This is a genomic window from Candidatus Beckwithbacteria bacterium, assembly GCA_012797845.1.
Taxonomy (GTDB): Bacteria; Patescibacteriota; Microgenomatia; order UBA1400; family UBA1449; genus JAAZOH01.
In genome coordinates, this window is record JAAZOH010000010.1 from 19,519 (window position 1) to 32,830 (window position 13,312).

General features: G+C 36.8%; 10 protein-coding genes. 8 read left to right on the forward strand and 2 right to left on the reverse strand.

Annotated elements, in window-relative coordinates; all coding sequences use genetic code 11:
• Window positions 1–33: 33 nt before the first annotated feature.
• The 8 genes from ppsA (at window position 34) to GYA49_01545 (ending at window position 10,483) form a co-directional block, all read left to right on the forward strand.
• A complete protein-coding gene (gene ppsA, locus GYA49_01510; protein NMC35701.1) occupies window positions 34–2,367 on the forward strand; it encodes a phosphoenolpyruvate synthase in 2,334 nt (777 codons plus the stop codon).
• 72 nt (window positions 2,368–2,439) lie between these two features.
• Entirely contained in the window at window positions 2,440–3,174 is a 735-nt protein-coding gene (locus tag GYA49_01515; protein NMC35702.1) for a hypothetical protein, read from the forward strand.
• A gap of 143 nt (window positions 3,175–3,317) precedes the next feature.
• A complete protein-coding gene (locus tag GYA49_01520; GenBank protein ID NMC35703.1) occupies window positions 3,318–4,274 on the forward strand; it encodes a DUF916 domain-containing protein in 957 nt (318 codons plus the stop codon).
• Between the two features lie 99 nt (window positions 4,275–4,373).
• The gene (locus GYA49_01525) at window positions 4,374–5,630 is read left to right on the forward strand and encodes a hypothetical protein (GenBank protein ID NMC35704.1); all 1,257 of its coding nucleotides are present in this window, start codon (window positions 4,374–4,376) and stop codon (window positions 5,628–5,630) included.
• A gap of 206 nt (window positions 5,631–5,836) precedes the next feature.
• Window positions 5,837–7,477 (forward strand): hypothetical protein, encoded by a 1,641-nt coding sequence (locus GYA49_01530; protein ID NMC35705.1) that lies wholly within the window; start codon window positions 5,837–5,839, stop codon window positions 7,475–7,477.
• Window positions 7,478–7,480: 3 nt separating this feature from the next.
• Window positions 7,481–8,029, forward strand: a complete 549-nt coding sequence (locus GYA49_01535) for a hypothetical protein (GenBank protein ID NMC35706.1) — start codon at window positions 7,481–7,483, stop codon at window positions 8,027–8,029.
• 113 nt (window positions 8,030–8,142) lie between these two features.
• The gene (locus GYA49_01540; protein NMC35707.1) at window positions 8,143–9,324 is read left to right on the forward strand and encodes a hypothetical protein; all 1,182 of its coding nucleotides are present in this window, start codon (window positions 8,143–8,145) and stop codon (window positions 9,322–9,324) included.
• Window positions 9,325–9,364: 40 nt separating this feature from the next.
• Complete coding sequence (locus GYA49_01545) at window positions 9,365–10,483, forward strand: hypothetical protein (protein ID NMC35708.1); 1,119 nt, start codon at window positions 9,365–9,367, stop codon at window positions 10,481–10,483.
• Window positions 10,484–10,486: 3 nt separating this feature from the next.
• On the opposite strand, the gene GYA49_01550 is transcribed toward GYA49_01545, so the two are convergent.
• Window positions 10,487–11,059, reverse strand: coding sequence for a hypothetical protein (locus tag GYA49_01550; protein NMC35709.1), 573 nt, complete (start codon window positions 11,057–11,059; stop codon window positions 10,487–10,489).
• Window positions 11,060–11,068: 9 nt separating this feature from the next.
• Window positions 11,069–13,306, reverse strand: a complete 2,238-nt coding sequence (locus tag GYA49_01555) for a DUF2723 domain-containing protein (protein NMC35710.1) — start codon at window positions 13,304–13,306, stop codon at window positions 11,069–11,071.
• Window positions 13,307–13,312: the final 6 nt, after the last annotated feature.

Below are 13,312 nucleotides of genomic sequence, written 5' to 3' on the forward strand. Positions count from 1 at the left end.
AAACACATAACAAGAAATTGTTATGTCCTGCCCATGAATAAACATACTGCCCCCCATGTTGCCTGGTTTGATGAAATCGACCACGACAGCATTCCTCTAGTCGGCGGCAAAGGTGCTAACCTTGGCGAGATGACCAAAGCCAAAATTCCGGTTCCACCTGGATTTTGTGTTACTGCTCCAGCCTACTTTTATTTTTTAGAAGCCAATAATTTGCGTGACGAAATCCGCAGCATTTTAAAAGGAGTCAATATTAACGTGGGCAGATCACTCAATGCTGCTCGTGACAAAATTCAAGCTCTTATTTTGAAGGCAAAAATCCCAGAAGATTTGGAACAGGCAATTGTTGAAGCTTACAAAAAAATGCCTCAAAAAGATCAAACTCTAGTAGCTGTTCGTTCTTCAGCTACAGCTGAAGACTTACCAGATGCTTCTTTTGCCGGTCAACAAGCGACTTACTTAAATATCCAAGGTACAAAAGATGTAGTCAGACATGTTCAGAAGTGTTGGGCTTCACTCTTTGAATCTAGAGCTATTTTTTACCGAGAAGAACGAGGTTATGATCACTTTAAAGTAGGTATTGCTGTGCCAGTTCAGAAAATGGTCCAGAGTGAAGTTTCCGGAGTTATGTTTACGATTAATCCAGTCAATAATGATAAAACTTCTATTGTGGTCGAATCCATTTTTGGTTTAGGCGAAATGATTGTTCAGGGTAGTGCTACTCCTGATCATTTCGAAATTGATCGGCGCAATTGGAGAATTATTCACAAGGAAGTTTCCGATCAAGATATTGAGTTGATTAAAGTCAATGGCATTACTAAAGAACGCAAAATACCAGAAAGCCGAATTGGTAAGCAGAAATTGGAAGACAAACTAATTGTTAAAGTTGCTCAAATTGGCGAACAATTGGAAAAGCATTACCGTTGGCCTCAGGACGTAGAGTGGGCTTTTGAAGACGATAAGATTTATATTGTTCAAACTAGACCTATTACCACTCAAGACGCAGTAGCTAAGAAAGTTAGTATTGCGGAAACGACTGTAATGGCTGAGACTAAAAAAGCTGCCATTTTATCGGGTGCTGCTGCCAGCCCAGGTGTTGCTGTTGGTACAGTCAAAGTTCTTAAATCACCAGATGAAATTGATAAAGTTTTGGAGGGTGATATTTTAGTAGCCCCCATGACTACTCCAGACTACGTTCCAGCTATGAAACGAGCTGCTGCTATTGTCACTGATAAAGGCGGTCAAACTTCCCATGCTGCTATTGTCAGCCGAGAACTGGGCGTGCCCTGTATTGTGGGAACTGACAAGGCTACTGCCAAGCTTAAAATGGGTCAAATTATTACCGTTGATGCTAATAAGGGTAATATTTACCTTGGTAAAATTGAGATCAAACATCAGAAAATGTCCTTACCTCAGGGTATTAAAGCTATTACTGATATCAAAACCAAAACCAAGGTTTATGTGAATTTGGGTGAACCAGAACTGGCTTTTGATACTGCCCGTAAATATGTTGATGGCGTTGGTTTGCTAAGAGCCGAATTTATCATTTCTGAATACATTGGTATCCATCCTAAAAAATTAATCAAGGATGGTCGAGGTAAATTCTTTACTACCAAATTAGCTGAAGGCTTGGAAGAGTTTTGTCGGGCTTTTTACCCAAGGCCAATTATTTATCGGGCTACTGATTTTAAAACCAATGAGTACCGGGAATTAATTGGCGGCGATGAATACGAGCCTGTCGAACCAAACCCCATGATTGGCTATCGAGGCTGTGATCGTTACATCCAAGATGGTGAAGTCTTTGATCTAGAAATGGCCGCTATCAAAATGGTAAGAGAAAAATTTGCCTGGAAAAACCTCCATGTCATGATTCCTTTTGTACGAACGGTTGCCGAAATGAAAGAGATCAAAGAAATGATGATCAAAAATGACTTAAAGCGAACCCCTAACTTTAAGTTATTTATGATGGTGGAAATCCCTAATACAGTCTATCAACTGGATGATTTTATTGATGTGGGTATTGATGGAGTTTCTATTGGCTCTAATGACTTAACCATGCTTATTATGGGAGTTGATCGAGACAATGAACAAGTAGCTCACATCTATGATATCCATGACAAAGGTCCTTTAATGGCTTTGGAAACTATTTGCAAAACCTGCAAGCGCCGCAAAATTCTATGCTCAATTTGTGGCCAGGCTCCTTCTCTTTACCCTGATATTACCGAGAAGTTAGTCAAATGGGGAGCAACTAGTGTGTCTGTTAGCCCGGATATGGTTGATAAAACTAGAGTCATTGTCTACCAAGTCGAACAAAAACTTAAGAAGCTTAGAGCTGCTAAAGAAACTAAAAAAGGAAAAAAGTCTAAGTAGTTTTTTACTCTTGCATAATAAGCTTTTTTTTGCCAATATACACAGGTGCAAACAATGCACCTGTGTTTTTATATGACCGATAATCTTCAAAGTAATATTACTACTTCACCTAAAAAACGTTTAGTTAAAATTGGCTTAATTATAGTTATCGGAGTCATTTTTGTTACTGGAGCTTATTTGCAAAATCAAAAACAGCAAACTAAAAAAGTTATGGGAGCAAAAGCAGCTAGTGCTCAGTTAGTTTATACCTCCAAAGCTACTTTCAAAACAAAAACAGCTCCTTTTATGCAGAAAACTTTTGTTAAAGTTTCCTTTCTCCCACCTAAACAACCATCGCCAGTTTGGCTCGAATTAGCTACCAAAGATAATGTAGAGGGAGTTAGTCTATTAGTGTATCACCCCCTGCTAGCTAAACTTGACTGGCCTTTTATTGAAAATACCAAAATGACTCTGTATCAAAGAAAGCCTATATATACTTCAATTGATGAGTTTGCTAAAAATCCACCTACAGACAAAATCGTAGTTTTTGATGACTATATGCCTAGAGCCTTAATGTCTAATTTTAAAAGCTTGAGTGATACAGAAAATTTGGATGGAGTTGATTTTATCGCTACAACTCATCACCAACTATTCGAAGAGGATGGATTTTTAGTCTATGAAGCTATGGTTGATGCCAGCGGGGCAAAAATAGAAAATGATCAAATGACATGGAATATGTTTATGCCTGAAGTTTCAGAAAATAATCCAATTACAATAAAGGGGGTTGACATAACCTATAATCAACCTGCTATGATAGAGTCACAATAAATCTGCTGCCCTTCTTGTAAAAAAGAGATTTTTATTATTTTGTTTTCCTGCCCTAGACAAAAAAAGATAAATACCCTACCATGGATATGGTGTGGACAATATTTGACAAAACGTTTCTAACTGAGATAATATCAAGAAAATATATGAACCACCTCAATAATCTGATGCACAACACTTTTAAAATATTTCTAATAGCATTTTTCTTTGTCTTTTATGTTATTATTTCAAATAAATTTGTTTTAGCTCAAGGTACTAGTTTAACGATAATTCCCCCCAAATTTGAACTTTTTTCAAACCCTGGTGAAACAATTAGTGAAAAAATTAGAGTCAAAAATAATTCTGATGCCCCTCAAACCTATACCGTTTTAATAGAGGATTTCACTACTTCTGGAGAAGAGGGCGATGTTGTTCTAGAGGAAGAACAATCCGATACCTCTTATTCACTAGCAAAATGGATTGAACCAGCTTTTAAAGATGTAATTCTACAACCGAATGAAGAAAAAAGTTTATCATTTGTAGTTAACGTGCCTCGTAATGCTGAGCCTGGTGGTCACTATGCTTCAATTTTATTTCAAAGCAATCTTGAAGGAGTAAATGTTGAAGGTGGTGCCTCAGTAGCACAACGAATTGGTAGTTTGGTTTTATTGCGAGTATCAGGTAATGTGAATGAAAAAGCTGCAATCGAAAATTTTTCTACTCCAGCCTATCAGGAAAAAAGCCCTATCAGTTTTCTACTTAGAGTAAAAAATGATAGCAATACTCATATCAGACCCCAAGGAACTATTGTTATTACTAATTTATTTGGTAAAAAAGTAGCTGAAATTCCTCTTCAAGGATTAAATGTCTTACCGGGAGCAATTAGAAAAATGGAAACGATTTGGGACGAAGGTAATGTTTTAGGAGTTTATACAGCAACTTTAATTGCTACTTATGGACAACAAAAATTGCCACTTACCGCTGCAGTTCGTTTCACTGTAATCCCCAAAACTTTACTTATAATTGGCTTTGTTGGTGGCGTAGCTTTGATTGGTTTTATTCTAACACTCATTATGGGTCGAAAGCGGTTTGCCAAAATGATGCGGGTCCTTATGAAAGGTTAGTTTATTTGACTTTTTTCTTCCTCTTCCTCTTGCTACAATTTAACATATTAGACGTATTGCCAAAAAGGTATTTATTGGCAAATAATCAATCGTATCTTTATGAGTCTATCTGCCAAGCTGTTGACTATATTTTGTTTTTTAACTCTGATTATATGTTTATCATTTCATTCTCTGGCAACTATTATTCCTATAACCTTAGCGGTAGGTGAGCTGGAAGATGCCCAGGATTTACTCAACAACGATCAGGAAGGTCTTGTAGGCGTTGAACACGCTATTAGTTTTAAGCTTCCATCTGACGCTCAACACATCAGATCATCAGACTATGTAATTGTTTCACTGTATAATTTTGACGCAATCACTTTGCCTACCTCACTTAGCGGTGATTATTTAGGTAATCCTTCTTACTCCCTTGATGAGAAAGATATTAAGATTACTGGGATCTATTTAAGTCCTGGTGGTACTTTACGTATAGTCGGAGTTACTGCTACCAATCCTAATTTAGAAGCTCATTTTAATGTCACGATTACCGTATCTGAAGATGAAGAAGGAGCTATTATTAAAAATATTATCCATATTCAGGCAGCAGCCTTTGATGGCTCGGTAACGGTCACTGCGTCAATTGCTCCACCTGTCGCTTCACTTAATATTAGCGGTTATTCAGCTCCAGATACTTTTATAACCCTTACTGAAAATGGAACCACGATTGGTACTGATGTAGCAGATGCTGAAACAGGGTTATTTAGTAAATATTTAACCGGCTTAGCCAGTGGTAATCATAGTATTACTATTTATGGCGTAGATAATAATAGTTTAACTACTTCTCCCTACACCTTCTCGGTTAGCACTCCACTTTACCAAGTTACAAGTGTTACTGGATTACTTCTTTCGCCAACAATTCAAATAGATAGCACAACCATCGTTCAGGGTGATAACCTAATTGCTCAAGGTTCCACTATCCCATCTGGAGATATTAGCCTTTTTACTGAATCACCACTTTCAACTTACTATACAACAGCAGATTCAGTTGGTGCCTGGTCATACACTATTGATGATACGAGCACTTATAATGTTGGTGATTACCGGGTATATGCATTGGTTCAAAATAGCATTGGTACTCAAAGTTTGTTTAGTAATTCACTACAGTTTTCGGTAACCGCTAGTTCTAGTGCTACCCCAAGCCCTCCGGCTTGCAGCATTGATCAAGGAGATCTCAATTGTGATGATGCAGTTAATTTGATCGACTTTTCTATCCTAATGTATTACTGGGGAACTGATAGTTCTTCTGCAGATATTAATGAGGATGATATCGTTAACTTGATTGACTTCTCTATCATGATGTACTACTGGGGTACATAAGCAAATTTCTTCATAGATTCACACTATCTTTCTGCTTGCGAAGCTATCTCAAACTTGCTAATCTAATATAAGGAGTATTAGTAATTTACCACTTTGCTTTGTTTGTCATTGCAATGCCAAACGTAGCGTATGTAAACCTGACAAGGTTTTGTTTGGTGTGATGCAATTATTGGATATATGGAAAGCAAAGTGATTTGATTTCTGCCATGGCTCGAACTAAAAAATACCTGTCTTCACCGAGTAGTTCGGCAGCAAAGAGGGGGTTTTATCGCCCTTTGCGTCGAATTAGTGATAAGCCTGCTGCTAAGGTAGTTTTGTCTTCGGCTAAAAATACAATTAATCCAGATAATGCAACTAATACTGAAATTGAGGAACTAAAAGCTCAGATTCAAAAAGCCCAAGACTTAAAAGCTGAACTGGAGCAAAAAATCAAATCTGAGCTAAATGATTCATCACATGAACCAACCTACCAAGCTCTGTCCAGAAATCTAAAACCACAGTCAGCTGAGGAAGAGTCAGAGCCTCAAATTTCACACCTCAAACCATTACATGCTCAACAGCAAGAAACAGAAGAAGAGCCTGATTTTACAAGTCATAGTGGCGATGAAAAAATGTTGCTATTAGAAAAAGAACTTAATTATGCTTTAAAAAAAGAAGAACAGTTTAAACACCAGATTTCCGAAATGAGAGAAGAGCTAGAAAAAGAGCGAGAGCAAATGCAACATACTATCAAAAACTTGCGCCAAGATGTCAGAGGTATGCAACCTTTACATGAAAATAAGTTTTTTTCAATTTCCCAGGAATTGCAGGAAGTGGTTTCTGCTATGAATCAACTTGTTGAAACTGAAAACACTCCCACCTCTTCGGCAAACAATACAACTCAAACAGCAGTTACCCCTGCTAATCAAACTAATAATATTGTTACTAACCAAGCGGCAGCAACTCCTCAAGGAGGAGAAGGAAGTCCGGCTGAGGCACCTACTAATACTCAACCTCAACCCTCCGCCAACCAGCCGACTCCTGCTGATCAAGCTCCTGGGACAACAACCCCAGAAACACAAGCTGCTCAACCTGGGAATACAGAACCAGAGCCTAAGAAAGGAGGTCTACTTTCAAAAATTCCCAAACCAGTTAAAGTTCTAGCAATTGCTTTAATTATTGTGACAGCTTTAGGAGGAGGCGCTTGGTATTTCTTAAATCGTAAAACTGAAGTCGATACTGCCCTTTTACAGGAATATTTACCCGAAGGAGTTGAAGCCCCTCAACCACAAGTTGCTGGTGATAGTACGGTTGCTGAACCAGAACCAACAGCTAAGCCAACTCCAACTCCAAAGCCAGAAGCCAAAAATAAGGGCAGTACTCCAGAACTAAGTCTTGAACCAGAAAAAGATAAATACGAGGAGTCTCAAGCAGACATCTCGTTTGCTGATACAAAATGGGATACTTATGTTGACCAGGAATTTGGCTTTGAGTTAACGTATCCTAAAAACGTAGTCAATATCGTTAGGACTGATAGCAGTATTACCTTTATTAGGAAAACTGGCTATGTTTTTAAAATCCAAATTATTGAAACTGCACTAGATCTAGCTGAGTATTGGAAGCTGATTAAAGCTAGCAGTTTAAGTTATAAAGTTAAAGAAACTACCTTTAGAGACAAACCAGCTCTCCTGCTCGAGCTTGAAGATTTTTCTGATTATCCTGGTGATAAGTATTTGGTCAAAACCTCAGAAAACTATGTTTTAGACATATGGTATGCAACTTATAGCAACACACTTTCTGACGATGATGCTAAGAGAATTGATATTATGCTCAACTCCATGAAGTTTATCGATGAAAAAGAGGAATAAATCATGAAATTTACAGACTCTCATTATTTTACTTTATTACTAATCTTTGCCGTAATAGTCATAGCAGCTTTTGGCCTTTTTTCATTACTGTCAGGGGGGTTAAATAAATCAGGAAATATTTTAGGTCAAAAACATAAAGTAGGCACATATCAAATTGAAAGTGATCAACAGGTATCAGTTTCTATCCCTTTTACAATGCGCTTTAATGTTGACACCAAAGGCAAGGCTGTTAATGCGGTTGGGCTATACGTCAACTTTGACCCCAATATGATTGAGATTATTAACTTAGAAACTGCTCAGTCATTTTGCCAATTCTACCCAGAAAATAAATTTAGCAATAGCGAAGGTACGATTTCGATTGGCTGCGGAGCTCCTAATCCAGGTTTTACTGGTAAAAATACGATTGCTGTTGTCAAGTTTTATCCTAAAAATTTGGGTGAAACAATTATTAAAGTTTTACCTAAAAGCCAAATTTTACTCAATGACGGCAAAGGAACGGACATTTTTTCCGGTCCCATTGAACACAAGATCACTATTTTAAATAGTATTTAAACTTCATTTCACAATTGTTTTATTGTCTGATTAAAAAGTATTCTTCATTGCAAAATTTTCTCAAACTCCTCATAATGTTAAGATAAGTTCAAGTTTTTTGAGCTGGTTTTTATATGAGTTTGATTAAATTATTTTCAGCAACTGTTTTGGTTTTTATCTTTTTGCTAGCATGTACACAATCTGTATTTGCTAATCCAAACTGTTTTATCACTACTTCCAATCCAAATATCGATGGCACTGACCCAGTAACATTTAATATTTATCTAGATACTGATGGTGATCAAGTCGGTGCAGTGCAAATTGCTGTTGGCTATGATAGTGAATATTTTGGAACAGCTTTAGTAAGTAGCTATGGTTCTGTTTGCTCCATGTGGGCTCCAGCTAATTCCGTTCCTCCTGGTGAAAATCTTATCCGAACCACTCCTTACATATATAGTAACAAGGCTATTTTTAGCTGTGGAATTTTAGGACAAGGTTATAATGGGACCAGTGGTTTGATCGGCAAACTAACACTCACGCCACTAAAAGATGGCAATACAACCCTAACATTAGGTAATGCCTTTTTCGCTTTTTTGGGTTCTTCTATTACTCCAGGTGCCATGAGTAATTATCCAGTAGTTATTTCCAATACCTTCACCGACCCTGATGCCACCCCTACTCCTACCCCATCACCTACGCCAACCACTATTGCTACTTCTTCAGCTACTCCAACTCCCATAGTAACCACTGAAACAATCTTTGATGATGTCGAGGTGGTTGATTTTCAAAATAATACTAGCTCTGGTTCTACAGGAAGTACCACTGTCGGTTCAGATAATTCAGAATTAGATATAGTTGAAGAAGATAATACTATTCCAGCTCCCCCACCCATGACTCCAAGAGCCAAGGCTACTCCTTTTGCCACTCCTGATATCAACTATATGGCTCCAGATACTATGCCGGTTGGAGAAGTTTTATCTGTTCAAAACTTAAGGGATCTTCTTGTTCCAGGGAAATCTCAGGCAGATAAAACCGTAGTAATGATCAATTTTATTTCCACCATAACTTTTCTAGTTTTAATTGTCTTAATCTTGTGGAAAATGATGATGAGTACTCGAAATAATAAGTTGAAAAGTCGCTACATCGAAGAAATGATTTCTGGAGAACTCTCAGCTCTCGAAAGCAAAATGGCTATTGTCAAAGAAAAAGAAGGGCAGCAGAAATTCCAAAGTGATTTTAATGAGTCGGTCGAAAAAATCTTAGAGGAATTCAAGGAAGGAAAAGATAAAAATGACGAAAAAACACCAAAAGCATAAACTTGCTTTAAGGTGGTACACTATCACTATCAGCTAAAGTATGAATAAAACAACTAAATTGGTATACCTACGTTTTGTTTTAATTTCCTGCCTTTTCTTGACCGCTTGTAATCCTTCAATTAATTTGGATCAGCTTAAAAATTTAGGAAGTCAAAAACCCGAAGATACTATCTCTCAAGGTAACATTAATTCAGAAGATATTTTAAAAGCAGATCGTTTAGTAGCTTTGGTTTACCAAAATAAACTCTATCTAGCTGATCCTGATTATCCCAAACCTTACCCAATTTACGAATTCAAGCATCAAGAACAGCCAGTTCGTCAAAAACTTGATACTTTTGAAATTAGTCCTGATAAGCAGTGGGTAGTTTGGTATACACCTGGTAAAGGAGTTTTAGCTTTAGATACCAGTACTAAAAAAGTGCAAGTAGTTAATCAACCTAGCGATTTTTTAAATACCAATCCATACTTCGAATTTGACCAGGGTAACAACTTATACTTCATTACCAATAACGGCAATACTTTAGTAAAAACGAACTTAACATCCGGAGAAAGAAGTAGTGTCGCTATACCTTATCCATACGGGAACGTTTTTAAAGTATCCCCTGATCAGCAACATATTCTGTTTATTTCCGGATATGGTCAAACTGAAGGTGAGCCTCAGTTTATGTTTACTGATAATAGTGGAAATTTCTTAGTACAATTTACCACCAAAACTAACTTAGCTGACCGACATCAAGTCATTTGGACACCTGATTCTAGAGGAGTAGCCATGATCAATGGCCAAAATTTGGAATACTATAGTGTCAATGACCCTAACTCGGCTCAAGTTCTTTTTTCAGTCGGTGAAGGTGACCGAATTTTAAATATTAATCGAGTTGGTAATGATATCTATCTTTTTACCAGTCAGGGGTATTGGCATGTCTATGATTATGCTCAGGGCAAGGAAGTAGCCCGAACTCCGATTGCTATTGCCAAAGAACTCAATAGTCCAGTTTTTTATCCTTGGAAAGAAAAGCAGCTTCTTATAGAAGAAACGCTCCCAGAAGGTGAAGCTCAATTTAACCGCCTTTGGGTTAGTGATTTAAAAGGGAATAAGAAAATGGTTATGGATAAATATCACGAAGTTATTGTCAAAACCCAGCTCCAGGATCTAGATTAAATATTATTTGACAGTCATTGCTTCTAGTTGTCCAAATTCTTTCTTAGTTTTTTCAAACAGTTTATCAAATAAACTCTTAGAGTAAGAGAAATGCAACATATCTTTAACTTGAGGAGTTTTTTCAAACCATCCTTTTTTATAAAAAATTCCTTTATCAATATTTTCAACGCCATCATTAATTGCTTGAATGAGTCGACGTGTTCGCAAAGGATTAACATATTCCAGTTTATCAGCATCAAATAAAACTTTAGCTTCAAGGCTTATCTGTTTTTTCCCAAAAGAATGACTTTTTATAACCTTCAAACATTTTTTTATAAAAGAATTGGAAAAATGGTTTTTTTCTAAGCTTTTAATTATTGCTATTTTTGTCTCCAAGTCACGATCAATATCGTGCCACCAAGCACTAATAATAACCACTGGTAATTCTACAGATAATTTTTCAGCCTCAATAATAAACAGGCAGTTTTGACATACTTGAAAGTGATGAATCACATCATGAACAATATCAAATGGATTGTGAATAAGTTCCTGCTGGGCGTCTAAAATAGCCCGAGTAATATTTCCTGAAGATGGCATAGCAAGTAATTAATTTGCAAACAACGCTACTTTTTTCTTTAACTCCTCAATGGTTTGTTTTATCTGCTGATTATTGGGATCATGTCGCAAAATATTCTGATATTCCATTAGAGCCTCGTCGTAATATCCTCCTCTGGTGTAAAGCTCAGCTAGTTCAATTCTGGCTTCCAAACTTTCCGGATTACGTAAAGTGGCTTTGAGGATTTTTTGATAAGCCTCATCTAAGTCACCTAATTTTAAAATACTTTGTCCAGCCTCAAGTAGCTGGGCCGAACTAGAGCTTTCCTGACCCAAACGATACTCAGGATTACCTTCATAGCCAGCTAGGCTTGCATACAAGTCTCTAGCGTTCTTATAATCGTCTTTCAATGATAAAGCTAGTTTGAAATTTGTCCTGGCGTCAGCTTTATCATTTAAATAGCTATAGATCATAGCTGTCAAAGTATGGAAATTAGAAAAATAATCTTGCTGGCCATTACGCCAAAAATCTTTGGGTGATTTTTTATCAGATAACAGCTCTTTGCTAATTTGATAATCAAAAGTGCCGACTTTATTGGGAACTTTATCCACAACTTGGAAGAGATAGCCTTTGGGAATTAAGAAAAATGGATCTCCTTCCATACCAATAAAAGAAATATAAAAACCAACTGCATCAGATAAAAATACAGGTCTACCTTTATATAAATTCCAGGAAATAATATCAGCTGAAAAGTATGGATTGTCGGTTCCAACTAAATAGTACAGTTCAGGATGTCTTTGAACATAATAATGTTTGATATAAATATTTTTAGTAACTAATGACACATCTGGCCTAACGCCCTCAACTTCTTGCATATACATCATCGAAAAACAGGAAAAATCAGCAAAACAAACAAGCACTGAATCTTTGGGAACACTTTCTAAAACTTGCTTAGCATAATTCCAAGCATGACGATTATTTCTTTGTACACCAATCGAGTAGTTATCATAAACTGCCCAACTAATTAGAAGCACGCCCGTTAAACTTACGACCAAAATTGCATTGACTGTATTATTTTTAAAATACCGCCACAGCAGGTTAAGTCCCGCCCAAAGACCTAAAATGATAAAAATTCCCCAAACAGTCTCTCCTAGCAAGTATTGCCGATGGGCTACTCCTATAGCACTACGATATTCCAAATTATTGGGATCGTTTTCCGGCATAGTCATATATATACCGATAAAAAAGCCTGAACATAAAAACCATGTAGCTAAAATAGTTCCTAATTTCCAATTTCTTTTGAAAAGATATGCAGCGCCTCCTAAACCGATAAAGGCTCCTAAATAACTAAAATGCTGATTGAGGTAATACCAATAAATTGGGATATTGTTAATAAATTTACTAAAAATAAAGCCGCCTAAATAAGCTGCTCCCTGCACATTTTTTTCTGGAATAAAGCCAGTATAAACTTTGCGGGTCACCTGTCCCCACCAACCCGACCAGGTTTGAGGAAAATACCAGGAGACATTAGCTTGGTGACTGTTAAGCCAAAACAGTATCAAGTTAACTCCCAAAAAAGCTCCAAATCCCAAAACGGCGGCGGCAATTAATTTAATTACTCCATATTTAGACCAAACTTTTTTTTCCAAAAATGTTAAAAGCAAAGCTACTGCAAAACCTGGTAATAAAAGAACAAAAACATGAACATGTGAAACACCAATACCAATTAAAATAGCGGTGAGAAAAAAGCATAATAATTCTTTAAACGTCGCCTTCGAATCAGCTAAAGCAAATTTCCGCCAATAAAGCGTAGTTAAAATTGCCGCAGCTCCCAATAAATCATTGAGAGGACCTACTTCCGTCACTCCGGCATAGAGCCAAAACATAGCAGAAAAACCTAAAAACAAAGAACCAGTAGCAGCAATCAGGGTTGGTAATAACTGATTTGACTCTTTTCCCTTTTTATCATTATCTAGTGGTAATAGCCTGGTAAGTTCAAGGCCAATTAAATAAATAGCCAAAACTGTCAAACTATGAAGCAAACTATTAAGAATATTAGCTCTAAAAGCAATAGTGCCAGGAATTGGTAATAAAGTAAAAAGTTTAATTAAAACTACCATCAATGGATAACCGGAAGGGTGAGCTGAACCAAGAAGATAGCCAACAGTAATAAGCTCATCACTATCTGCATAACCGGGATTAGTTCTACTAGCGCTAAAAATATAAACAAGCAATGAAATAAACCATACCAAAAGCGCCCCAATAGTTTTAAACGATGGTTTTTTCATAGTTTT